The 22,637-nt window shown below is 60.2% G+C and carries 21 protein-coding genes; 8 read left to right on the forward strand and 13 right to left on the reverse strand.

What is annotated here, in order from left to right; genetic code table 11:
• Nucleotides 1-5: 5 nt before the first annotated feature.
• The 5 genes from ACP7A2_RS13860 to ACP7A2_RS13880 form a co-directional block, all read right to left on the reverse strand.
• The gene (locus ACP7A2_RS13860; RefSeq protein WP_426134640.1) at nt 6-2,162 is read right to left on the reverse strand and encodes a lipase family protein; all 2,157 of its coding nucleotides are present in this window, start codon (nt 2,160-2,162) and stop codon (nt 6-8) included.
• A 14-nt stretch (nt 2,163-2,176) separates the two neighbouring features.
• Nucleotides 2,177-2,956 carry a hypothetical protein gene (locus ACP7A2_RS13865; RefSeq protein ID WP_426134641.1) on the reverse strand — a complete coding sequence of 260 codons (780 nt, stop codon included), beginning with the start codon at nt 2,954-2,956 and terminating at the stop codon, nt 2,177-2,179.
• On the reverse strand, nt 2,953-3,786 hold the full coding sequence (locus ACP7A2_RS13870; RefSeq protein ID WP_426134642.1) for a DUF4123 domain-containing protein: 834 nt from the start codon (nt 3,784-3,786) through the stop codon (nt 2,953-2,955). The genes ACP7A2_RS13865 and ACP7A2_RS13870 overlap by 4 nt, the downstream gene beginning before the upstream one ends.
• Nucleotides 3,786-5,804: a type VI secretion system tip protein VgrG gene (locus tag ACP7A2_RS13875; protein ID WP_426134643.1), complete on the reverse strand. Its 2,019-nt coding sequence runs from the start codon at nt 5,802-5,804 to the stop codon at nt 3,786-3,788. Before ACP7A2_RS13875 ends, ACP7A2_RS13870 begins: the two co-directional genes overlap by 1 nt.
• A 302-nt stretch (nt 5,805-6,106) precedes the next feature.
• Nucleotides 6,107-7,084 (reverse strand): diaminopimelate epimerase, encoded by a 978-nt coding sequence (locus tag ACP7A2_RS13880; RefSeq protein ID WP_426134644.1) that lies wholly within the window; start codon nt 7,082-7,084, stop codon nt 6,107-6,109.
• Between the two features lie 341 nt (nt 7,085-7,425).
• On the opposite strand from ACP7A2_RS13880, the gene ACP7A2_RS13885 reads away from it, so the two are divergent.
• Nucleotides 7,426-8,577 (forward strand): MFS transporter, encoded by a 1,152-nt coding sequence (locus tag ACP7A2_RS13885; protein WP_426134645.1) that lies wholly within the window; start codon nt 7,426-7,428, stop codon nt 8,575-8,577.
• 24 nt (nt 8,578-8,601) lie between these two features.
• Here the strand turns inward: ACP7A2_RS13885 and ACP7A2_RS13890 are convergent, their stop codons facing one another.
• The 6 genes from ACP7A2_RS13890 to ACP7A2_RS13915 all read right to left on the reverse strand — a co-directional run bounded on the left by ACP7A2_RS13890 (nt 8,602) and on the right by ACP7A2_RS13915 (nt 14,176).
• Complete coding sequence (locus tag ACP7A2_RS13890) at nt 8,602-9,150, reverse strand: type III secretion effector protein (RefSeq protein WP_426134646.1); 549 nt, start codon at nt 9,148-9,150, stop codon at nt 8,602-8,604.
• Nucleotide 9,151: 1 nt separating this feature from the next.
• On the reverse strand, nt 9,152-9,514 hold the full coding sequence (locus tag ACP7A2_RS13895) for a hypothetical protein (protein WP_426134647.1): 363 nt from the start codon (nt 9,512-9,514) through the stop codon (nt 9,152-9,154).
• A gap of 176 nt (nt 9,515-9,690) precedes the next feature.
• Entirely contained in the window at nt 9,691-10,032 is a 342-nt protein-coding gene (locus tag ACP7A2_RS13900) for a type III secretion protein (protein WP_426134648.1), read from the reverse strand.
• A 163-nt stretch (nt 10,033-10,195) separates the two neighbouring features.
• Entirely contained in the window at nt 10,196-12,601 is a 2,406-nt protein-coding gene (locus ACP7A2_RS13905) for a TonB-dependent siderophore receptor (RefSeq protein WP_426134649.1), read from the reverse strand.
• A gap of 97 nt (nt 12,602-12,698) precedes the next feature.
• Nucleotides 12,699-13,652: a FecR family protein gene (locus ACP7A2_RS13910; RefSeq protein ID WP_426134650.1), complete on the reverse strand. Its 954-nt coding sequence runs from the start codon at nt 13,650-13,652 to the stop codon at nt 12,699-12,701.
• A 23-nt stretch (nt 13,653-13,675) separates the two neighbouring features.
• Complete coding sequence (locus tag ACP7A2_RS13915) at nt 13,676-14,176, reverse strand: sigma-70 family RNA polymerase sigma factor (RefSeq protein WP_426134651.1); 501 nt, start codon at nt 14,174-14,176, stop codon at nt 13,676-13,678.
• Nucleotides 14,177-14,376: 200 nt separating this feature from the next.
• On the opposite strand from ACP7A2_RS13915, the gene ACP7A2_RS13920 reads away from it, so the two are divergent.
• The 6 genes from ACP7A2_RS13920 (at nt 14,377) to ACP7A2_RS13945 (ending at nt 19,917) form a co-directional block, all read left to right on the forward strand.
• Nucleotides 14,377-14,961, forward strand: a complete 585-nt coding sequence (locus ACP7A2_RS13920) for a hypothetical protein (RefSeq protein WP_426134652.1) — start codon at nt 14,377-14,379, stop codon at nt 14,959-14,961.
• 158 nt (nt 14,962-15,119) lie between these two features.
• A complete protein-coding gene (locus tag ACP7A2_RS13925) occupies nt 15,120-15,920 on the forward strand; it encodes a glucose 1-dehydrogenase (RefSeq protein WP_426134653.1) in 801 nt (266 codons plus the stop codon).
• On the forward strand, nt 15,913-17,739 hold the full coding sequence (locus tag ACP7A2_RS13930) for a glycoside hydrolase family 15 protein (protein ID WP_426134654.1): 1,827 nt from the start codon (nt 15,913-15,915) through the stop codon (nt 17,737-17,739). The genes ACP7A2_RS13925 and ACP7A2_RS13930 overlap by 8 nt, the downstream gene beginning before the upstream one ends.
• Nucleotides 17,740-17,786: 47 nt before the next feature.
• On the forward strand, nt 17,787-18,266 hold the full coding sequence (locus tag ACP7A2_RS13935; protein ID WP_426134655.1) for an isochorismatase family protein: 480 nt from the start codon (nt 17,787-17,789) through the stop codon (nt 18,264-18,266).
• Entirely contained in the window at nt 18,263-18,811 is a 549-nt protein-coding gene (locus ACP7A2_RS13940) for a GNAT family N-acetyltransferase (protein WP_426134656.1), read from the forward strand. The genes ACP7A2_RS13935 and ACP7A2_RS13940 overlap by 4 nt, the downstream gene beginning before the upstream one ends.
• A 179-nt stretch (nt 18,812-18,990) precedes the next feature.
• Complete coding sequence (locus ACP7A2_RS13945) at nt 18,991-19,917, forward strand: alpha/beta fold hydrolase (protein ID WP_426134657.1); 927 nt, start codon at nt 18,991-18,993, stop codon at nt 19,915-19,917.
• Here ACP7A2_RS13945 and ACP7A2_RS13950 read toward each other — a convergent pair.
• Nucleotides 19,887-20,855, reverse strand: coding sequence for a GlxA family transcriptional regulator (locus ACP7A2_RS13950; RefSeq protein ID WP_426134658.1), 969 nt, complete (start codon nt 20,853-20,855; stop codon nt 19,887-19,889). The genes ACP7A2_RS13945 and ACP7A2_RS13950 overlap by 31 nt on opposite strands.
• Nucleotides 20,856-20,945: 90 nt before the next feature.
• Between ACP7A2_RS13950 and inhA the strand changes: the two genes are divergently transcribed.
• Entirely contained in the window at nt 20,946-21,626 is a 681-nt protein-coding gene (gene inhA / locus ACP7A2_RS13955) for an isonitrile hydratase (protein WP_426134659.1), read from the forward strand.
• 95 nt (nt 21,627-21,721) lie between these two features.
• Here inhA and ACP7A2_RS13960 read toward each other — a convergent pair whose 3' ends face one another.
• Nucleotides 21,722-22,351: a LysE family translocator gene (locus tag ACP7A2_RS13960; protein ID WP_426134660.1), complete on the reverse strand. Its 630-nt coding sequence runs from the start codon at nt 22,349-22,351 to the stop codon at nt 21,722-21,724.
• Nucleotides 22,352-22,637: the final 286 nt, after the last annotated feature.

A 22,637-nucleotide genomic window follows, 5' to 3' on the forward strand; every position in this document is an offset into this window, starting at 1 on the left:
CTCGGTTAAACAATCGAATCGACATCAAACGGTTGCACCCTCTCCCGATCGTCGTGGGAGGGCGGCGGAATACTGGCAACCTGGGACAGTTTGCGATTTTCACGGTGGCTGAACCAGCGTTTGAGGCTCGGCTCCAGGCCAGAGGAATGGGTGTGACTGCCATAAACGTCACGCGCTTCCAGGCGGCGCCAGCGCAGCGAATCGAGGCGCTGGCGACTGGTGCGCAATCGGTCGATCTCGGCGTTCAAGGCCTGGTTATGTTCGTGCGCGTGATCGCGCGCGTTGGGTGGGCGACGCCGGTCCAGCTCACGGTTTTTGTCGCGCAGTTGTTGAGTCATCTTTTCAAGTGCATGGTCGATCAACTCAAACTCTGTTCGCGTGACCAGCGGCCCCTGACTGTCCACGGTTTGTTGCCAGCGACGCAAGGTGGCCCAGGCCGCAGGGATGTAGCTGGCGGTCATGAAGTGCTGGTTGGCCTGGAAGAGTTGTTTGAGCACATTGTCGCGGTCAGGCATATCGCCATGGAGCTGCACTGCGCGGTTGCAGCCTGCCTCCAGGATAGATTCACAGCCAGGTTTCCATAACACCGAGGATTGAGTGCCGTCGGGGAGCTTGATCGGCATGAAATGTTGTTGCTCGCCGTGATGCGTGTAGGGGTTGCTGCCGATGCGAACCAGCCCGGTGGCGAACAACAGGCCGCCTGGGCCAGGAGCGCTAAAAAGCATTACGGCCCCCGGGACCCAGAGTTTGGCGGTGGTGTTCATCCACGGCGCCGGGACGCTGGGCACCGGGTCGTTATGATTGACGATGCGGTGATGGACGAGGGATGAGGCGCCTTCGGCGAATTCGGCGTCGGCGGCGCGGGGGGCGCCGTAGGTGTAGAGGAGGATGTTGTAGTCACGGTCAGGACTTCGGCGAAGTCCTTCAGCCAATAGCAGTGCGATTGCGCCGCCGAGGCTGTGGCCGCAAATGACTATTCGTTGGCTGCTGTGGAATTGGTCAAGGTAATGCAGTATGAACTTGCGCATCGCTCGGTAGGCCAAGTAAAAACCCTCATGTGCCCGACCTACGCCCTCAGCAAAATCCACTTGATGGGCGTTTGCGTCGCGCAAGACATCAGCACCACTAACCGTACCTCGCACAGAGATCAGGATGACCTCATCGTGGTGAGTGATGAATGCCTGAGTGTCTGTGCCGAATTTTTCATCATCAAAAAAATGCAAGCCCGCTGGGTGCTCCTGCTGTTTCTCCGGATGCGGTCGATTTTGTAGGTATAACTCAGGATCGAAAGGAAGAATCTCGAAGCGTCGGGAGTACGGGACCTCTTCATAAAGTGGGTAAAAGCGCTGAGTTTGCTCGGGATCAATTCGCCACGCCTCCTGAAACCCAGACAGTTTCTCACCAAACAGATTTCCAACCGTCGGTGCAATCGGGAACGTCACTTGGTCAACGGGCTCATTCGGTGGTTGCTGGCCAAAATCGCAGTAACTCAGGGCTGACATCAGGGCCAGTTGATACAGATTCAAGGCACAGAACTGGTCATCGGTAGACAGTATCGGGCGCAACGCGCGTAAAGGCCGCACTTCCAACACGCTGTGTTGATTGGGAAATAGCACCACCCCTGTCAGGGTGGGCTGAGGAGGGCCGAATCCCAGGTCGGCCATCATTTTCAGGGCATGGCGTTGAGGGCTATGCGTCCTGGGAAATTGAGGCGGCAGATGGGCCACATGGCGTACCAGATCCCGCACTTCAACTTGATAGAACCGGTCTGCTGGCGATAGTGCGGGGTTGCCCTCTAGACGCTGTCCATTGCTACTGGAAAATCGAGTTTGCTCGGCGCGGACTTGAAGCTCGCTGATGGGTAGCGGGTATGTAAGACGAACTCGCAATCGGCTGTAGGGTTCTTCCGCTCCGGAATACAGGCTATCGAACTTAAGAACTACAGGACCGCAGTAAAACCCTTCCAGCTTGGCAAATCCGTCCCCATTTAATCTACCGTCGTACTGACGGCCTGTGCTGTCGTGGATTGAGTAAGAGAGCCCACCAAAAGCTTTTCCACTGCCCGTATCGTCTACCAGGCAAAAGCTCGCCCAATGCCCTTTCAAGGCGCAAGCAGGCATCTTGTCGCTGAAAAAAGGTTGCTTCCAAGCATCCTGTTTCATAAATTCACTCCTTGTTATTTGCACGTTGGGTAGACGTCACAAATGCGCCCATCCGGCATTTTTATTGGCTTGAAGTCCGTAGTATTGCCCTGGCAGTACGCGGACAGATCTTCAAAACTTTTACCTTTACAACGTCTCCAGCCCCCTGGGACTGCTATCCAACTGTCGCCAAACGCAGGCAGCTCATCCGCAGTAACAGTGAGTATCAACCTGAGTGTTCTGCCCGTTAGCTGATCTCGTTGGGCACCACCACCCGCTTTATATTTTTCTGGCTGACCTTCGTCGTCCAGCGAATTGCATTCCAAAAGTTTGGTGATCGCATGTGAGCGACCCACCGTGCGGAAATACCACCGGCATTGCCCTCGCAACTCCTGAACTCCTGACTCGGGCATCACTGGAAAACCTTCAGGCAAACGATCTGGAATACCGATGCTTGCTCTATCCCCCCCTACGTCCGAATCACGCTTCCCCCACTTCGCATAAAACTCAAACTGCACACTGCTCAACACTGAAGGGCACCCCTCAATGGTTTCACTCAACGGCAGCTCATAACTCACCCGGTTGGCCACCGGGTTGAACTCCGTAAAAAACAACTTGCGCTCCGGTCGCTTGCCGCGACGTACTGGCAAGGTGCAGGTCTGCCCCGTAGCGGGACGATAGTTAGCCGCCGTTTTAAGCTCGAAATCCGCTGGCAAATCCACTTCCAGCGTAAAGCGATCAACCGGCCCTACTGCACAGCCAGAAAGCCATCCCACACCAAGCGCAACCAACGCTCCAAGCACTCGCCTGCTCATGGTTGTTCCCCGCTTCTGCGCCACTGCTCTACTGTGCGTTCAAAGTGATCGATCGGCGTCTCTCCCCGCAGCGGCTGCCACTGGATCACGCTGCCTTGCGTCGCCTCCATCAACCGGTGCACTACCAGAAATTCGAGCTGCTGCACCCCATGCCACTGCCAGGCTCGGGCTTGCTCCAACACCTGCTTCAGCCAGATCCGAGGGTCCTGAAATTCAACCAGTGCGGCGAGATTTTCACTGTGTGCGGTCAGCAGGAATCGCAGGATGTTGGCGTGCAGGATCGCAGCCGCTCGGGCATTCGGCGTGTCCAGCCAAGGCGCAGGAACCGGCAGCGGACAGTCGCCCGGGGCGGGGTTGTGCGCCTGGCACCAGCGGTCTTCGTGCCAGTAACACACGCTGATCAGTGGGCCCAGGTATTGCGGCCAACGTTCGTTTGGCAGGTGAGCCAATGCCCGAGCCAGGGTGCGGTTATCGTCAAAACGGTACAGGGCACGGTTTCCCTGCGGGCCGACCAACAGACGCTCGCGCCAATGCCGAACCACGCAAGCCAGGTCGTCGTCGGGCAGGCTGCCCAACCAGCCCCAGTTCAGGTCGGGCTGTCGCAGCAGATCAACCAGCGCAGGCTCGTCCAGCTGCTCGAGCAGCACGATCACCGGGCCAACCGATGCCAGCTCGGCCACGGCGGTGTCACTGTAAAAACTGGCGTACTGCGACAGCGTACAGGCCGCAATCAACGGTTGGCGCGCATCGCCGTTGCCATCAAGGATCAAGCACACTCGGCGCCCGGCCTGTTGTTGCTGGGCCATCCATCGGTCTGGCAGGGTCTCCATCACGCAGCCCTCCCGGTGATGTCGCACAGGCCTTCGCGGCACTGCTCGCACACAGGGCAAAAGTCAGCGTCCAGCTGGCGGGCCGCATTCATCAGCGCACTTTGCGCGGTAGATACTTTCAGCAGGCTCGCCGCAGACAACGGATTCACCGTGCAGGTCGCATGCGGCACGCCACCGACGGTGATCGGCCGGCTGCTGAAAATTGCCCCTGCTTGAATCAGCAGGTGCTCTCCACCTGCCTTCAGGCTGAGTTGCGCGCCGGCATCGATGACTAGGCTGGCACCGGCCTTGATATGGATCTGTTGCCCGGCCTCGATGACCCACGACTGGTCCACAAGGGTTTGGCTGTCACCGTGTATGTTCAGATGATCGCTCGCCTGGAGGACACTCCTGCGATCACCTGTGACCTGATGATGCTCGCCGCCCGCCAAGTGCACCGTGCTTGGCCCCCTGATGACTTCCCGCCGTTCACCGGCCACCTCCAGGCGACTGTCGTGGCCCACCTGCTGCTCCAAATCGCGCTGGGCGCGCAGGTAGATGAGTTCCTCGCCACGGCGGTCTTCAAGGTGCAGCTCATTGGCCCCTGCGCCGCCCACGGAACTGCGGCTGCGCAATACGCTGCGCGTCTTGTGTTGCGGCAAGGGATAGGCGGGCATATTCAGCGCATTGGGCAGGCAACCATTGATCAAGGGTCGGTCGGGGTCACCTTCCAGGAACGTCACCAGGACCTCCATGCCCACCCGCGGAATCTGCAGCGCGCCAAAACCATCGCCCGCCCAACCGGACGCCACTCGCACCCAGCAACTGCTTTTATCATCGCGGCTGTCCTGGCGATCCCAATGAAAACGCACCTTCACCCGGCCATAAACATCGCAATGCACCTCCTCTCCCGCCGGCCCCGTTACCGTGGCGGTCTGGGTGCCATTGATGGTGGGCCTGGGGTGCTTGAGGGGCGGCCGATACGTTGCGCGCCAGGGCGTTGCGGTGAAGCGGTTGCGATAGCCCTGGAATTCAGCCGGTGCACACGCGGCCTCCTCCTGCACTTGTGGTTGATACCCCTCATGCCACACCGACGTGAGCAACCACAGGTCATTGCAGACCGGGTCAGGGTGATCCTGCAGTTCAAGAAAATGGCCACAACTGAACGCGGGCTGGTCACTCTTGCCCAAGGCCCGATAACGATCGCTTTGATGGCGCTCCAAGCCTCGACGCGCTAATTGCCGACCCCGCGCACGGCCGCTGAACCCACCGGGGTAACGGTAATCTTCCAGCGGTTGCGCCGAGGCTGGGCCGGCGTTGTCTTGCAGGCGCAGTGACGGATGCTCGAAGTCATGATCGCGGCGCACCGTTTGCTGGCAGCGGGTTTCCAGGCGTACGTCGAAACCCTGCACCACGCGCGTGTCGGCGGCCACGTTACCGACAGCGCAATAACGCTGCGCCGGCAAACGCCGAAACACCGTCTGGTCATCACCAAACACCAGCACATGCTCGTTCGGGCTGTGGCGAAAATGGTAGTGAATGCCCTCCTCCTCGCATAGACGCTGGATGAAGTGCAGGTCAGTTTCCGCGTACTGCACGCAGAACGTGCGCGGCGGATAGACCACCGGTCCGAGTTCGAAGGCATAGGCGTCGGCAAGGATGCCGTGGTGTTTGAGGACCGCCGCGATGATCTGCGGCACGCTGAGCTGCTGGAAAATCCGCTGGTCGCGCCGGTGGGCGAGAGATGCCAGCCTAGGTGCGAGGGTAAGGTGATAGCGGGTTAGCCGGGTACCCGGTTCATCACGGCCAATGCCATAGACCTGACCATGCAGGCCTGCGCCCGCTTCGCCGAAGTCCAGATAAACAGGCTGGTGCAGGAGCGCGTCCAGATCCAGAGAGGGGTTTTCGCTGACTAACTGCAGCTCGATGAAATAAGGCTGATCAAGCGTTTCACTGCCGCTGAAAGCCAGCACCTGAAAGTCACTTTTGGAATCTGAAAGAATCAATTTAAAACGGGACGACACATACCCATCAACCATCCGTAGTTACCCATCATGAAGTAATTAACCGAAAGGCTTTCCCCCAATGCGGATGCGGATAGAAGTGCGAAGGAAAGCGCCTGAACGCAGCAAAGCTTAGCGATTTCAGGCGAACGCCGGCCCTTCAAATAACGAAAAAGAAGTTTCGTACGGTGGGCTCGGAAGAGGCTTTTACTAAATAATACTGTGTATAAATCAAACAAACTTAAACAACTAGAAAGTTCCTACGCTCACTTTTCAACCTTAACTATCCGATAAAGAAACGGCTGACATGTATTCAAGCCATCAGCCATTCCTCCCTATCAGGTTATCGACCGTGCAGTCCCGAACAGGCTGACGCTCAGCAGTGTTTCGCCTGTGCTGCTCAAGCGCACTGGCGCCGTGCCACCTGGCATCACCACAGCCACGTCCCCGCTTTCGACCCAGCCCGCTCGCCACGCGGCACAAGCCACTGCGCTGGCGCTGGTGCCCGAGGACGCAGTGGGGCCCTCCCCTCGCTCAAACACCCGTGCGATGACTGTATTGCCCGAGGAGCGGGCAGCCCATTGCAAATTGACCCCGGCGGCACAGGGTTGGCCGCGGCCGACAGGTGGTGCAAAAGCAATTGCCTGCAACGCCTCAAACACTGCGGGCTGGTGCATCGAAAGGTTGTTGGGCAATGCGCCCACATGATCTAGGAGCGTCACGCAATGGGGATTGCCCACGCGCACAAACTGGCTGCGCGCCCAATGCGGGTCTATCGCAGCCAGTGCGGGCACGTGGCTGAAGCCGTAAGGAATGCCATCAACCCCCTCAGCCCCTGCGACTGAGGGGCCAAACGCAGGCTGCCCAAGCTCAAGCCAAAAACCTGCGACCTGTTCGTACACTGCCGGCTCTACAAAGGTGGACACCGGAGACGTTGCATCCGACTTGTCGTGGTGCACCCGCAACTCACAGCCTTGAGTCATCACGCCCTGATCCGTCAGCGCTTGGGAGAAAATCGTCAAACCGTTGCCACTGCGTTCGGCAAGCGTGCCATCGGTGTTGACAATCAACAGGTCAAACGGTGGCGCAGACTGGAACGGCCCGACCAACAACCCATCGCAGCGGTGTGCCTTGGCGTCAGCCGCACGCGGCAATGTACCCCAGCCACAGGCTGACTCAATGGCTGATGTTGCCCAGGCTGTGCGGGTATTGGCAGCCATTTGGGCCTGCTCGGGCACGTCAACCCCTTGGTTTCTGAGCCAGGCCGGGCTGACCACCCCGTAGATATTGCCTCGCGCGTCGTAGAATCGGGTCATGTTGCTGCCCGCCTGAAAAAGTTCATCGGCTCATCCGTCCAGTTACCTGCACATTTGACGGCAGCGTATTACAGAACATCAGGCCTGTGGGGGTGGCCTGGAAGGAAGTAATTTGCCGCACGGACCCTGGGGTTCATCGGCTCATACGAAAATTACCGCTCCGCCAGACCGGCCCCGCAGGTTAGATCGCTTCTATGTGGTCGCCAGCCTCTCGTCCGTTCCCGCTTTATAAAAATAAAGTCCGGGGGCGCACCACAGGGACGCCGGCTCGCGCCCCACCGCTTGATGTGCAAGGATGTTGCGCCGGACAGCGTTCGTTGAACGCATAACAAGGATTATTCATGACTGCCATCTCCACCCCAGCGCCCGTGGTTCCCGGGCGGCTGGAGCAAATGTCGACCCGCATCGCTTTTTTCATCGCAGGCTTCGGCATCGCCGCCTGGGCCCCGCTGGTCCCCTACGCCAAGGCGCGCGCTCACCTCAATGAGGGCACGCTGGGCCTGCTGCTTTTATGCCTGGGGGTGGGCTCGATCATCGCCATGCCGGTGGCGGGTGCGCTGGCTTCGCGCTTTGGCTGCCGGCGCGTACTCACAGGCGGCACCGTCGTGATCTGCCTGGCCCTGCCGATACTCGCCACCGCCAGTTCGATTCCGTTGCTGATGGTGGGCCTGTTCCTGTTTGGCGCGGGCCTGGGTACCGTCGACTCGACCGTCAACCTGCAAGCCGTGATCGTTGAACGGGCCAGTGGCAAAACCATGATGTCGGGTTTCCATGGGTTGTTCAGTTTGGGTGGCATCGTCGGCGCGGGGGGCGTTGCCGGGTTGTTGGGGCTGGGCCTGTCGCCACTGCAAGCGACACTGGTGGTCATCGTCGTCATGGCCATTGCGCTGCTCAAAGCCGCTCCGCATCTGTTGCCCTATGGCAGTGAAAGCTCGGGCCCGGCGTTTGCCGTGCCCCACGGCGTGGTGCTGTTTATTGGCTGCCTGTGTTTCATCGTGTTTCTGGCAGAAGGTGCCGTGCTGGACTGGAGCGCGGTGTTCCTCAGCGCCGAGCGTGGCCTGGGTGAAGCCTACGCCGGCCTGGGCTACGCGGCCTTCGCCTTGACCATGACTGCCGGGCGCCTTACCGGTGATGCCATCGTGCGACGCCTGGGCGCCACACGGGTGATCGTGATGGGCGGCGCGCTGGCCACCGCCGGCATGCTGCTCGCTACGCTGACGCCTGCCTGGCAAACAGCGTTGCTGGGGTATGCGCTGGTGGGTGCCGGCTGTTCGAATATCGTGCCGGTGCTGTACACCGCCGTCGGCAAACAGAAGGTCATGCCGGAGCACATCGCGGTGCCCGCCATCACCACCTTGGGTTACGCCGGCATTCTCGCGGGGCCTGCAGTCATTGGCTTCATCGCTCACGGCAGCAGCTTGAGTACGGCGTTCGTGATGATCGCGGTGTTGCTGGCCGGTGTGGCCATCAGCGGTAAAATCCTCAAGGTGTAAACACGCACCGCGCAAGGCCTGGCCCTACCGAGCCTTGTGCGCCTCGTACTGTTCCAGCCAGCGCTCCAGACTTCGGTTACACAACCACCCCTCGTGCCTGGGGCGTCCAAACAAGCGCGTCTGATTAGCGCGCTCCAGCGACCTTAATAGACCTGGCCGCTCGATGATGTTTTTCGCCATGTACACGCAATGTTCGGTGTACTTCTTTCGGGGTAGCCCAGTCGCGGGTTCCAGAAGGGGCAGGCCCAGGCTATCGGTGTCATCCGGATCATTCATCACGGCTGTGAGCAGTGCTATTTCCAGGTATTCATGGGTTTCAAAAAAGCCCGGCCGGTCTTTGGGCTTGTCCCTCAATTGCTGAAAATAGCCTTGGAGCGCTTGAACGACTTCGGCGTTGCCGTGGCCGTGAAAAGGGTCCTGGCTGAAGGTGCAGGGTGAGCTGTTACGCAGCAGGGTCGCGGCAGCTGCGCCCAGACTGTCGCGGGTGATGTAGCCCTCACTGTCCATGATCGTGTCGCTCAACATCGGGCGTTTGAGAATTTCCCTGACCACCAGAATCACACGGTCGCGCACGCTACTCTCCCGCCAGCGCTTGAGCTGCAATTTGCCGCAGAGAAGACGGCGTCAAGCGCCCGTCCTTGAGATACGCGTGCAGTTCACCGAAGTGCTTTTCCAACTCGCCCGCCAATTGGCTGTCGCTGTAAGTCGGGCCCGGAGGGGTTGTGTCGGCACGCGCCGCCGGCGCGTTCTGCAACGCCTGGTAGCGCAGCGAAGACAAGGTGCCCCACAACCGGGCTGGCCGCGGTGCCGGCACGCCTTGCAAGGCGTACTGTTCCTCATAGGCCGGGCGAACAGTGGGCGGCGGCGTGGTCCAGTGGGCCTCTGCCGCACCCATTGCCGTTGGCTGCGCGCGCGGTATTGCACCCTCAATTTTCATGCATCATCTCCCACCCTTCCCGGATTGACATTGGCCCAGAGGCCATCACTGAATAACCCTGAATCATCGAATGGATTGCAGGGCAGCCAGCCACCGATGTGTGGCCGGCTGAGCGTGATAGTTCCGGGTGGCGGCGCAATACCAATAACAGCATGTAAAAAACCTGCGACGCCTGTTCAGCCGGACTTCTGACCACGCCACCAGCTTACGAGGCCCTTGATCAAGGCTGCCCACGCACTTTCGGGTCGCTTTTGAGGCTCGTCGTCTGCATACCCCGGCTGCTCGGGGGCCAGCATGCCGCGGGCAAAATCATCGGCAACCGGGGCCTGGAACTTGTGTTGGCCCGCGAAGGCGTTCAGTCGCTGCGCTTCATCGCCGTACGCATGCAAGAGCGCCGCCGAGAATTCATTTTGGGTGATCCCCTGGTCTTTCAAGGAGGCTGGAAGATCAGCATCACGCCCACCGCGAAACGCGTCACGACCGGTGGATTGGCAGGATTGGAACGAAGTTGCTGTCATGTCTGGGCCCTGACTCAAAGTCTGAAAAGCGGCCAATACGCTCAAAGCCGCCGGGTCCCCCTGAGTGGCCAACCCGCGCAAACAGTTCCTTTACGAGCCGTCAGCAAGCGGCTCATCACTGTGGCAAGGGAGCTTGCTCCCCCGCCACAGGTTCGCCAGCAGGTCAGAAGCCGACGCTTGCCTGTACAAAGAAAGTACGTGGCTCGCCCGGGTACAACCCGGCGTTGTTGTCGCTGGAGCGAGTGTAGTGTTGTTGGTCGAAAACGTTTTTCACGCCTACGCCCAGTTTCAGGTTCGACAGTTGCGCGCCGAAGTCATAACCGCTGCGCACGTTGACCGAGACATAACCCGCAATATCACCGTACTGACCATCGGCGGTGCCCTGGGTGATGTAAGTGTCGCCCGTGCCCGGCGCACGCTGGCCCGACTGGGCGTAGACGTCAAGGTTATGAGTCCAGTGGTTAATGTCGTAGCGCAGCCCCAGGGTCGCCACTTCACGGGAATACAGCGGCAGGTCCCGGCCCTTGAACGGTACATCGCCCTCGGAGGTAGCCTTGGTGTAGGTGAAGCTGGCGCTGGCGGTCAGGCCGTCCAGGCGTGGGTCCAGGCTCGACAGGTCGTAGTGGGCCGATGTCTCGATGCCTTGGTGCTTGGTCGCGCCGAGGTTGGTCCATCCCACGTCGTTGCTGACGTATTGCAGCTCATCCGAGAAGTCGATGTAGAACAGCGTCACTTCGCCGCCCCACACGCTGTCGTTGTAGCGCGTGCCGATTTCGTAGGTCTTGGCTTTTTCCGGGTTCAGGCCATCGGCGGTCTGGTTGACCCGACCGCCCTGCCCAATCTGGGCGTACTGCAGGCTGCCGAACGAGTTTTCGTAGTTGGCGAACAGTTTCCAGGCGTCGGAGATGTGGTACATCACGCTCAACGCCGGCAACGGCTCATTGCTTTCGACCTTGCGGTTTTTCTCCACGGTGCGCACGCCGTTCAAGGCTACCACCGGGCGATCATGCCAACGGGTTTCGATGTTTTCGAAGCGGATACCCGGGGTTACGGTCCAGTTACCGATATCGATTTTGTTGTCGATATAAAACGCATTGGCGACGGTACCGCCGGTGCGGTCCTGGTAAACGTGACCATCGCTTTGGCCGCCCGGCGTCGGCACGTTGTTCACCAGGTTCAGGCTGCTGGATTGCTCATGCATGCCTTCCTTGAGGTAGCGATAACCGACGCTGACTTCCTGGGTGCTGGGGCCCACGTCAAACACATGAGACAGGCGTGGTTCAATGCCCAAGGTGTAGTAGGTGCGAGGGTATGAGACGAGGGTCTTCAGGTCGCGGTTGGCGATGTTGCTGCCACGGAAGCTGTCTGTGTAATAGGTCAGCACTTCGGCCTGGGTGCGGTCGTCTATCTGGCGGATGTACTTGAAGGACACGTCCTTGCGGCGGCCACTGAAGTTGTCCCAGTCACGCACCGACTGGTACGGGTTGGCGTCGTACTGCTTCTGCGTCAGGCCGCCGGGCATGTCGGCACTGGCGTCGTAGTAGTGGAAATTCAGGGTGAAATCGTCTTGGTCCGTCGGCGCCCAGTGAGTCTTGAGGATCACGTCGTCGATATCGTTGGAGTTGTTGCTCTCGCGGTAACCGTTGCCATTCACGCCGGTATAGAGCAACGCGACGCCGATGCCGTTGTCGGCGGTGCCGCCGATAAACGCATTATCGAGGTGCTTCCAGCCCCCGTGTTCAGCGGTTTGCAGGGTAGTGCCGACTTCACCGGAGAACGTCTGCGGGATCGCACGGGTGACGAAGTTGATCACACCGCCGACGTTCTGCGGCCCATAGCGCACGGAACCGGCGCCGCGCACCACGTCGATGCTGTCCAGATTACCGGCGGCAATCGGCGCCATCGACAGTTGTGGCTGGCCATACGGGGCAAACGCCGCCGGCACGCCGTCGATCAGCACGGTGGAGCGTGGCGACAGGCGCGAGGTCAGGCCACGCACACCCACGTTGAGGGAAATATCACTGCCGCCGGTGCCGTTGGATTCCTGCACCTGCACGCCCGGCACACGCCGCAACACCTCGCCGACGTTCATCGCGCCCTGCTCCACCATGGCTTCACGACGAATCACGGTGCGCGCGCCAGGGTGGTTTTGCACCACGGCGGCGTTGGCATCGCCCAGCCAGTCGCCCACCACTTTCACGTCGGTGACGCCCAACTCCAGTGGCGAGCCGGCCTCACCGGTGCCGCTGCTCAGCGGGCGCAGTGTCACCGAACCGGCATCCATTTGGTAATCCAGGCCACTGCCCTGCAGCAACTGGCGCAGGGCTTGTTCCGGCGAAAGGTTGCCGTCCACCGCAGGCGCTTGTTTGCCCGCGACCAGGTCCGGGCTGAAAAACACTTGCAGGGACGTCTGCTGGCCCAGTTGGCTCAACGCGGCGCCCAAGGGCTGGGCGCGGATATGAATACCCTCGTCAGCATAGGCCGCAGGCAGTGCAGCACTCACGGCAAGTGCCAGCGCCAGCGGCGCCCAGCGGGAGATGTTCTTGTTGTAGACGGCCAGTTTTTTCACGTCGAACCCAGTCCTGTGATCGCAAGAGTGTGCGGCTGTTAATGCAAACCAGTTGCAGTTGCAGGAGAAGACGAAGAGCGCGGAAAAAACCTGAACGTCAGCGTGAAATAATTTCCTGGCTGCCATCCGGCAAGGTGCGCAGCGCCACTGGCAGGATGTGCGGCAGGGCTTTGAGCAAGGCGTCGGTGTCGTCTGCCTTGAATACGCTGGTCAGGCGCAGATTGCTGACTGCCGCCGTACTGACGCGCAACGGCTGCTCGCGGTAGCGCGACACTTCTCGCGCCACTTCACCGAGGCTGGCGTTATTGAACACCAGCTTGCCGGTGCGCCAGGCAGTCAGTTCGTCGGGGTTCACGGCATAGGCGGCCACTACCTTGCCCAGGCTGTCGATGTGCGTGCCCCGGCCAGCGGTGAGCGTGACGACGTCATCCGCCGCACGCCCCTGCACCTTGACCGTACCCGCCTCGACCACCACGCGGGTCTGGTCATCATCACGGCGCACGTCGAAACGCGTACCGGTGACCGTCACCTGCCCTACCCCGGTGGCCACTACAAACGGGCGGCGGGTATCGTGTTCGACGCTGAACATCGCCTCGCCGCTTTTGAGCTCCACGCCGCGCCGGTCTTTCTCGAAATGCACCGCGACAACGCTGCGGCTGTTCAGGTCCATCACCGAACCATCCGGTAACGCCACCTGGCGATGCTCGCCCACGCGCGTGGTGAACTCGGCGCTGTAGGGCTTGGGGTAATCGAGCCCGCTGAACAGACCTACACCCAAAGCAACCGCCAGCACACTGGCAGCGACCGCATAACGCAAGATGCCACGCCGTTGCGGGCGTTCCACCGGTTCCTCGCACAGCGCCTGCAAGCGCGCTTGAGGCACTAAATCGGTGGCGTTCCAGAGCCCTTGCAGCACGTCGAATTCATACTGGTGCTCAGGCCTTTGCGCACGCCATTCATCGAAGCGCTGGCGCTCTTCAACACTCAGCTCGGCGTCTTGCAGGCGCACAAACCAGTGCGCCGCTTCATCGCGAGCATGGCTATCCATCATGGAAGGTCCTGTTTCAAAGCGGGTCATGGGGCCATCGCATCCAGGCGGTCACGTAGATGCCGCAGGGTGCGGATCATATACTTTTCCACCATGTTTTTTGACAGCCCCAGGCGTACGGCGATTTCCTGCTGGGTGAGCCCCTCGATTTTCTGCCAGATGAAAATCTTGCGGCAGTTGAGCGGCAGCTCGGCCAAGGCCTTCTCGATGGAGTCCGCCAGCTGAACCGCGTGCATGTAGTGCTCCGGGTCGCCGCTGTGGGGCGCATTTTGCTCAAAGGCTTCCAGCGCCAGCGCCTCACGGCGATCTTCGCGACGGTAGGCGTCTACCGCAATATTGCGTGCGGTTTGATGCAGGTAAGCGCGCGGCTGCTCAACTTCGGTCGAACGGGATTCAAGCACTCGCACGAAAGTGTCGTGGGCCAGGTCCTCGGCCTGCTGACGATTCCTCAGGCGGCGCGTCCAGGTTCCGATCAACTCTTCGTAATGCTCGAAAAAGCCTGTTCTGCGGGGCCGTGGAGGAATCATCGCGTGAGCACTGGTGAGGCGGGGCGTGAATAGTAATGCTTCCTATTAAGCGGAGCAATTGGAAGCTGTCGGCGTGTACGTTGATACCTGCGTCGATCCAGGCTGCTGGCTAAACACCGAGGGCTGAATTGATTCGATTGCTGCGCATGACTACCAGACTTAAGATTCCCACATCTACTAACTCAAGGACGCAAGTAGCGATGACGCATTCCAGACTGGGCAAACAATTTGTACAAATGTCAGGCGAATTTGGTGTGACATCGGAGCTATACCGCCGCGGCATTCAAGCCTCCCTCACCTACGGTAATAGCAAGAGTGCGGACGTTGTCGTTTTCTCCGAAGCGGGAAGCAGGGCAGCCAGAGTGGAAGTCAAATCCGCTTCGATTAGAAGTTGGATCGTCGGAAAACAGGCACTGTTGGCAGCTCCTCATATCGTCTGGGTGTTTGTCTTCATGCCGTCCCCCGCAGACACTTTAAGTCCCGCACAGGTGGCGGAAAATGGTCTCGCTTCGCCCCGGTATTTCATTCTCGATTCATTGGGCGTCAAACAGCTCTACGAGCGAAAGCTCGAAGAAGCTAAAAAGAAGAAAGCAAAAAAGCTCTCGGATGCCGAAATGATCGAGATTGAAAGTGCGCAAGGGGAATATCTCAATCCCAACAAAAAAACGGACACAAAAACCAAGCCAAAAAGATCGCCTAAAGACCCCATGATCGTATTTTTCTACAGCGACTTGCAGAATGAATACAACCGCTGGGACAGGGTCGAGACCGCGTTGAAAAAATAAGGACTTCCGGGGCTGTGCATGATCGTCCCACCAATGCGTACTGCACTGGAGAAATCGATCCGAACAGATAGCCCTTTGTAACATTTGAGACCGCAGATGAACTTGTTCACCGCCCCACCAGTCAGCACAAAGGACTCTCATAAAACGGTGGGTGGGCGATGCAGATCTCGTTGCAGCAACAAGTGGCGCTGGTCACTGGCGCCAGTTCCGGCATTGGTGCGGGTGCGGCACAAGCGTTGGCTGAAGCCGGCGCGGCCGTGGTACTTAACTACAACTCCCAGGCCGCTCCGGCCGAGGCCCTGGCGGCGAAAATCAACGCCAACGGCGGCCGGGCGATTGCCATTGGTGGTGACGTTTCCAAAGAGGCCGACGTTGAACGCTTGTTTGCCCAAACCCTCGAAGCCTTCGGCCATCTGGATATCCTCGTCGCCAACTCGGGCCTGCAAAAAGACGCCAACCTGGTCGACATGACCCTCGATGACTGGAACACCGTTATCGGCGTCAACCTCACCGGCCAGTTCCTCTGCGCCCGCGCGGCCGTGCGTATTTTCAACCGCCAGGGCGTGCGTGATGGTGTGTCACGCGCCGCCGGCAAGATCATTCACATGAGCTCGGTGCATCAGATCATCCCGTGGGCCGGGCATGTGAATTACGCGGCGTCCAAAGGCGGCGTCGAGATGTTGATGCGCACCCTTGCGCAGGAAGTCAGCGAGCAGCGCATCCGTATCAACGGCATTGCACCGGGGGCGATTCGCACGGCGATCAACCGTGCCGCCACTGAAGGCGCGGCGGAAAAAGAGCTGCTCAAGCTGATTCCCTATGGCCGTGTGGGTGATGTGGAAGACGTCGCCAATGCGGTGGTCTGGCTGGCCAGCGACGCCTCCGATTACGTGGTGGGCAGCACTCTGTTTATTGATGGCGGCATGAGCCTTTATCCGGAGTTTCGTGGCAATGGTTGATTTCAAGAACGAACCCCAAAGCGCCATCGATGCCCACGGCATAATCGGCGACATGCGCAGCGCGGCACTGATCAACGACAAGGGCAGCATCGATTTTTTCTGCTGGCCGGAATTCGACAGCCCGTCAATCTTTTGCTCGCTGCTCGACACGCCCGACGCGGGTGCTTTCCAACTCACACCGGACTTGCCAGACGCTCGCCGCGAGCAGATCTACCTGCCCGACACCAACGTGCTGCAAACCCGCTGGCTCAGCGATGAAGCCGTGGTGGAAATCACCGATTTGCTGGTGATCAGCGAAGAAATCGACGACCTGCCGCTCTTGATTCGCCGGGTGCGTGTGGTCAGCGGCAAGGCCACCCTTCACCTGCGCTGCGCCGTGCGCCATGACTACGCACGCACGCCAACCCGCGCCAGCGAAGTCGATGGCATGGTGTATTTCAGCGCCGACGGCAAGCCCGGCCTGCGCCTGGCGAGCAGCCACGCGTTGCAGATCGAAGACGACGCGGCCATCGCCACATTCACCCTGAATCAGGAAGAAGGCGCCGAATTTGTGCTCGGCGGTGAGCAAGACGAACGCGTCGACAGCGGCTGCACCGACCTCGCCCTGGCCCACACGCTTAAATTCTGGCGCGGCTGGATCGCCCAATCCAATTACCGTGGGCGCTGGCGCGAAATGGTCAACCGCTCGGCCCTGGCCTTGAAGCTTCTGACCTCGCGCAAACACGGCGCAATCATCGCCGCGGCCACGTTCGGCCTGCCGGAAAGCCCCGGCGGCGAGCGCAATTGGGACTACCGCTACACCTGGATCCGCGACGCCTCGTTCACCGTTTACGCCTTCATGCGCCTGGGCTTTATCGAGGAAGCCAACGCCTACATGCGTTGGCTCAAAGGCCGGGTCAGCGACTGCTGCGGCCAGCCGACCAAAATCAATATTCTCTACGGCATCGACGGCCGTCAGGAACTGCCCGAAGCCGTGCTGGACCACTTCAGCGGCCACGGCGGCGCCAAGCCCGTGCGCATCGGCAATGAAGCGTTCGATCAGGTGCAGCTGGATATTTATGGCGAGCTGATGGACGCCGTCTACCTCGTCAACAAATACGGCGAAGCCATTTCCCACGAAGGCTGGAAACACACCGTGGAAGTCGCCGATCAAGTCTGTGAAATCTGGAACACCAAAGACGTCGGCATCTGGGAAATGCGTGGCGAACAACATCACTTCCTGCACTCGCGCCTGATGTGCTGGGTGGCGCTGGACCGCGCGATCCGCCTGGCCTACAAGCGCTCGCTGCCCGCGCCATTTGCGCGCTGGGACCAGACGCGCCAGGCGATCTACGCCGACATCTGGAGCAACTTCTGGAACGAAGAGCGCGGGCACTTTGTGCAGCACATCGGCAGCACCGCACTGGATGGCTCGATGTTGCTGATGCCGCTGGTGCGCTTCGTCGCGGCCACCGACCCGCGCTGGTTGTCGACCCTTGAAGCAATCCAGAAAAGCCTGGTGCGCGACGGCATGGTCTACCGCTACCGCAACGACGACAGCCAGATCGACGGCCTGCAAGGCACCGAGGGTGCGTTTGCCGCCTGCTCGTTCTGGTACGTCGAATGCCTGGCCCGTGCCGGGCAAGTGGAAAAGGCCCACCTGGAATTCGAGCAACTGCTGCGCTACGCCAACCCGCTGGGCTTGTACGCCGAAGAGTTCGACAGCCAGGCCCGCCACTTGGGCAATACACCCCAGGCGTTGAGCCATCTGGCACTGATCAGCGCCGCGACGTTTCTGGACCGCAAACTCAGTGGGGAGAAGACCACCTGGCAACCCTGAGGCCGCCTGTGCACAATGGGCCGCCCCTCGACAGGAACGGCAAGCCCATGCGCCAGGTACTGCTGATCATCGACGTGCAACCCTGCTTCAACCCGCCCGCGTGGCTGGTCGACGGCATCAACGCCCTGCTCGGGCGCCTGCCGTCGGTGGCCACCGTGGAGCGTCACGACGAACACATCACCCCTTTCGCCCGTCAGCTCGGCTGGCAACCCGCACCGGATGACGACAGCCTGATCGAGGCGGATCGCATCTTTATCAAACACGGCTACGCACCCACGCCCGAGACGATCGAGTACCTCAAAAGCCTCGCACCCGAACGTGTGCTGGTGTGTGGAATTCAGACCGATACCTGCGTATTGGCGGCAGGCTTCGCCTTGTTTGATGCGGGGTTACAGCCGACGTTGATCAGCGATTTGACGCTGGGGTCGTCGCTGGACAGGACGGGGACGCTGGGAGTGGAGCTGTGGCGGCATCATTTTAGAAAGGTGATTGACCGGGAACAGGTAATCGCGACGACGGCTTCATGAATAGCTTCCCGATGCTGTACACCTCACGCTTGCGCCTGAGGGAATTACGCCCAGCTGACGCCCCCGCGGTGTTCGCCATCCACAGCGATAGCGCGAACATGCGCTGGTTTGGCGTCGACCCGATGGCCGACCTTGCCCAAGCACACGCGCTGATCGAAACCTTCGCCCAATGGCGCACCCAAGCCAATCCCGGCACTCGCTGGGGAATCGAACATAACGGCGAGTTGGTCGGCAGTTGTGGCCTGTTCAAGTGGAATCGCAGTTGGAACAGTTGTTCGCTGTCCTGTGAACTGGCGCCCGCCGCCCGAGGCCAAGGTTTAATGAGCGAAGCACTGCGGGCAATGCTCGACTGGGGTTTTGCGCACATGCAACTGCACCGAATCGAAGCCTTGGTGCATCCGAAAAACGCCGCGTCCCATGCGTTGCTAGAGCGCTTGAGTTTCAAAATCGAGGGTACATTGCGCGAGGCCGCTTTCTGGAATGGCGAGCGACATGACCTTAGGGTGTTGGGCTTGTTGGCGCGTGAGTGGCTGGACAAGAAATAAGAGCTGTTCATGGTCGATCGTTTATTGCGGGCCGATGGCGGTTGAGGGCGAGACCGGATTCGCCAGACGCAGGCCCCGTGGGAGATGGTATCGGGTGCGCCCGCCTTAAACCACTTCACTCCCCGTCATCGGTTTGAGCTAGAGTTCCAGCTTCTTCGGCTACCCCGTCAGAGCCATTCATGACCACAACCGCCCCGCTGCTGTATGCCCGCACGCCCATGCTGAATGTGGCGTATGAAACCCACGGCCCCGATGACGGTGAGCCGGTGATTCTGCTGCATGGTTTCCCCTATGACCCGCGCGGCTACGACGACATCGCCCCGGTGCTGGCCGAGCGTGGTTACCGGGTGCTGGTGCCGTATCTGCGCGGCTATGGCCCGACGCGGTTTATCAATGAGCAGGTGATGCGCTCCGGTCAACAGGCGGCGCTGGCCAAGGATTTGCTGGATTTCATGGATGCCTTGTCCATTTCCCGGGCCACGCTGGCGGGGTTCGACTGGGGCGGTCGGGCCGCGTGTATTGTTGCGGCATTGTGGCCGGAACGGGTACGGGGTTTGGTGACCGGGGATGGCTACAACATCCAGAACATTGCCAGGTCAGTCGAGCCCCAGGCGCCGGAAACGGAGCATCAGCTGTGGTATCAGTTTTACTTTCATTCCCAGCGTGGCGTGGACGGTTTGACCGCCAATCGCCGCGCGTTCTGTGAGCTGTTATGGCGGCAATGGTCGCCCACTTGGCCCGAAGGGCCGGGCCTGTACAGCAAGACTGCGCCGTCGTTTGATAACCCGGATTTCGTCGAGGTGGTGATTCACTCGTACCGCCATCGCTTCATGTACGCCCCCGGCGACCCGGCACTTGAATCGATCGAGCAGGCCCTGGCGCTGCAACCGCCGATTTCGGTGCCGAGCATTTCGTTGTGCGGTGCCGATGACGGCGTGGGCCCGGCACCAGTCGAAGATGACGATGTGGATTGCTTCAGCGGCGTGTATCGACGGCAGGTATTGGCTGGCGTCGGCCACAACGTTTTCCAGGAAGCGCCGCACATCGCCCTCGAGGCGCTATTTGAAGTGCTGGCCTACGACACCGGCGAAAAACGCTCGCGATAGGCTTGGGGCGTAACCGACAAGGCGCGCAAAAAACTGCGGCGCAGGGTTTCTTCACAGCCAAAACCGCATTGCACGGCAATGCGCTTGATCGACGCCGCGCTGTCCGCCAGTTGCCGGCGCGCGGTCTCGACGCGGATTAACTCCACGGCACGCGCAGGCGTCTGGCCGGTTTCGGCGCGATAGTGGCGCACGAAGCTGCGCTCGCTCATGCCGGCCTGGGCGGCGAGGGTTGGGATGTTCAGGTCCAGGGTGAGGTTTTCCGCCATCCATATGTGCAGGTCGGCAAAGCGGCTGTCGCCCTTTTGCAGGGACAACGCCACGCTGAATTGCGATTGCCCGCCCGGGCGCTTGAGAAACACCACCAGGTGCCGCGCCACTTCCAGGGCAACGGCGCGGCCCAAATCCTCCTCCACCAGCGCCAGGCACAGGTCAATGCCCGCCGTGACGCCAGCGGACGTCCACACCTTGCCTTGCTGAATGAAGATCGGGTTGGGTTCCACCGTCAGCGCAGGAAACTTGCGCGCCAGTTCTTCGCAGCGCGTCCAATGGGTAGCCACGCGGCAACCGTCGAGCAAACCGCTGGCGGCCAGCAGGAAAGCACCAGTGCAAACCGAGGTCATACGGCGGGTGTGCCTGGCTTTTTCGCGCACCCACTCCACCAGCGCCGGGTCTTCGGCGGCGCCGTACACGCCCCAACCGCCGGCGATCACCAGCGTGTCGCAGGCGCTATCGACAGCAGGCAGCGGCTCGGCCACCAGTGCCAGGCCGGCGGAGGTCATCACGGGCGCAGGCTGGGCCGCAATAACCGAGACGGCATAGGGCAGCGGCGCACCGCGCTGGCGATACAGGTCGTTGGTCGACGCAAAGACCTGCAATGGCCCGGTCACGTCGAGCACCTGAGCGTTTTCAAAAGCGAGTACGTGGATGATTCGCGGCATGATTGGCGTGATCTGTGGGCTCAATGGCGTATGCGCCAAAGCCTAGGCCTCTACAGTGAAGGCGTCCACCCCTTTATCGGAGCGCCATTCATGACTTTGCAGATCGGTTTTTTGTTGTTTCCCGGTATCCAGCAACTGGACCTCACCGGCCCTTATGACGTGCTGGGATCGCTACCGGATGTGAAGCTGCACCTGGTATGGAAGGACCTGGCGCCGGTCACATCCAGCACCGGGTTGGTGTTCACCCCCACCATGACCTACGCCGACTGCCCGACGCTGGATGTGATCTGCGTACCCGGCGGTTCGGGCGTCGGCGCGCTGATGGAAGACCCGCCTACCCTCGACTTTCTCAAGGCCCAGGCACATACCGCGCGTTACGTGACCTCGGTGTGCACCGGCTCGTTGGTACTCGGCGCGGCGGGTTTGCTGCAGGGGCGCAAAGCGACGACACACTGGGCCTACCACGACCTGCTCGCCCCACTCGGCGCGACTGCGGTGCAAGCGCGAGTGGTGCGTGACGGCAACCTGTTCACCGGTGGCGGCATCACTGCCGGGATCGATTTTGCCCTGACCCTGGCGGCCGAGTTGTACAGCGAAGCGGCGGCGCAGTTGGTGCAGTTGCAGATTGAGTACGCCCCGGCGCCGCCGTTCGATTCAGGCAGCCCGCAGACCGCGCCGAGCCACGTGCTGGAAGAAGCGCAAAAGCGCACAGCGGACTCACGTCGGGTACGCGGTGAGATCGTGGCACGCGCGGCTGCGCGGTTGGGCTGATGGCCATTCACTGCCCGTGATGCGTCGGGGTAGTTGTGGCGAGCAAGCTTGATGTGGCGAGCGAGCTCGCTCGCCACAACAGCTCTTTCATCACTTCAACCAGGCCGCGACATCAACGCCAACCGCCCAGCCAACACCATCAACACGCTCGCCAAGCCCCATTTCTGTAGCCTGGCACTGCGCGAGCGCCCGGCAAAGAACCGGCTGAGTGCGCCGCCAAATATTCCCAACACCGCGTGAAACACCCCGGCAATCAGGGTCAGGACGCCACCCAACACCAGCAGTTGCAGCGCAATCGATCCCGCTTGGGGCCTCACAAACTGTGGCAAAAACACCATGAAAAACAGCAACGCCTTGGGGTTGAGCAGGCTGTTGAACAGGGCCTGCACAAACACCTCGCTCACGCGCACCCGCTTGAACTGTGGGGGCTCAATGTGCGGGCTTTTCTGTAAGGTTTTGTACACCAGCCACAGCAGGTAAATCACGCCCGCGTAACGAATCACATCAAAGGACGGCGGCCAACTGGCGACCAATGCCGTGACACCGGTGGCCGTCAATACGGTCAGCATAATGTCCGCCGCACAAATCCCCAGGCTCGACGCGACGCCCCCGCGCCAGCCGTCACTTATGCCGTGGCTGATCACAAAAGCCATGTTCGGTCCGGGCGATAACAGCAACAACAGCACCGCACTGCAGAAAACTGCCAGGGTAGAGAAGTCGATCATGCTTAAGCATCCGTAGAATGATGCGTTTTACAATAATCGGCGGCCCTGGCACTGACAAAAAATTGTCCTGCATACATTTTCATTCAGAATTTAAAAATAACCTTCATCTGACGCAAAGCCCTATATATCGGGCACTTAACTGCGCTAACCACGCCCTATTTGTCCCCTATTCCTGCCTCGGTGTGAAAAAGGTTTTCCTATTGCACAGGAAAATTCTCACATTTGTTTCTACACTCAAAAACAAGCCCTAATGCCCAGTATATGAACAAGGAAAGTCAATAAAATG

Source organism: Pseudomonas sp. PWP3-1b2 (assembly GCF_049896045.1).
Classification (GTDB): domain Bacteria; phylum Pseudomonadota; class Gammaproteobacteria; order Pseudomonadales; family Pseudomonadaceae; genus Aquipseudomonas; species Aquipseudomonas antarctica_B.

Bases quoted from the DNA above. Each gene is read 5' to 3' on its own strand.
- ACP7A2_RS13860 (WP_426134640.1), bottom strand. From the start codon at position 2,162: ATGAAACAGGATGCTTGGAAGCAACCTTTTTTCAGCGACAAGATGCCT.
- ACP7A2_RS13865 (WP_426134641.1), bottom strand. From the start codon at position 2,956: ATGAGCAGGCGAGTGCTTGGAGCGTTGGTTGCGCTTGGTGTGGGATGG.
- ACP7A2_RS13870 (WP_426134642.1), bottom strand. From the start codon at position 3,786: ATGGAGACCCTGCCAGACCGATGGATGGCCCAGCAACAACAGGCCGGG.
- ACP7A2_RS13875 (WP_426134643.1), bottom strand. From the start codon at position 5,804: ATGGTTGATGGGTATGTGTCGTCCCGTTTTAAATTGATTCTTTCAGAT.
- ACP7A2_RS13880 (WP_426134644.1), bottom strand. From the start codon at position 7,084: ATGACCCGATTCTACGACGCGCGAGGCAATATCTACGGGGTGGTCAGC.
- ACP7A2_RS13885 (WP_426134645.1), top strand. From the start codon at position 7,426: ATGACTGCCATCTCCACCCCAGCGCCCGTGGTTCCCGGGCGGCTGGAG.
- ACP7A2_RS13895 (WP_426134647.1), bottom strand. From the start codon at position 9,514: ATGAAAATTGAGGGTGCAATACCGCGCGCGCAGCCAACGGCAATGGGT.
- ACP7A2_RS13900 (WP_426134648.1), bottom strand. From the start codon at position 10,032: ATGACAGCAACTTCGTTCCAATCCTGCCAATCCACCGGTCGTGACGCG.
- ACP7A2_RS13910 (WP_426134650.1), bottom strand. From the start codon at position 13,652: ATGATGGATAGCCATGCTCGCGATGAAGCGGCGCACTGGTTTGTGCGC.
- ACP7A2_RS13915 (WP_426134651.1), bottom strand. From the start codon at position 14,176: ATGATTCCTCCACGGCCCCGCAGAACAGGCTTTTTCGAGCATTACGAA.
- ACP7A2_RS13920 (WP_426134652.1), top strand. From the start codon at position 14,377: ATGACGCATTCCAGACTGGGCAAACAATTTGTACAAATGTCAGGCGAA.
- ACP7A2_RS13925 (WP_426134653.1), top strand. From the start codon at position 15,120: ATGCAGATCTCGTTGCAGCAACAAGTGGCGCTGGTCACTGGCGCCAGT.
- ACP7A2_RS13930 (WP_426134654.1), top strand. From the start codon at position 15,913: ATGGTTGATTTCAAGAACGAACCCCAAAGCGCCATCGATGCCCACGGC.
- ACP7A2_RS13935 (WP_426134655.1), top strand. From the start codon at position 17,787: ATGCGCCAGGTACTGCTGATCATCGACGTGCAACCCTGCTTCAACCCG.
- ACP7A2_RS13940 (WP_426134656.1), top strand. From the start codon at position 18,263: ATGAATAGCTTCCCGATGCTGTACACCTCACGCTTGCGCCTGAGGGAA.
- ACP7A2_RS13945 (WP_426134657.1), top strand. From the start codon at position 18,991: ATGACCACAACCGCCCCGCTGCTGTATGCCCGCACGCCCATGCTGAAT.
- ACP7A2_RS13950 (WP_426134658.1), bottom strand. From the start codon at position 20,855: ATGCCGCGAATCATCCACGTACTCGCTTTTGAAAACGCTCAGGTGCTC.
- inhA (WP_426134659.1), top strand. From the start codon at position 20,946: ATGACTTTGCAGATCGGTTTTTTGTTGTTTCCCGGTATCCAGCAACTG.
- ACP7A2_RS13960 (WP_426134660.1), bottom strand. From the start codon at position 22,351: ATGATCGACTTCTCTACCCTGGCAGTTTTCTGCAGTGCGGTGCTGTTG.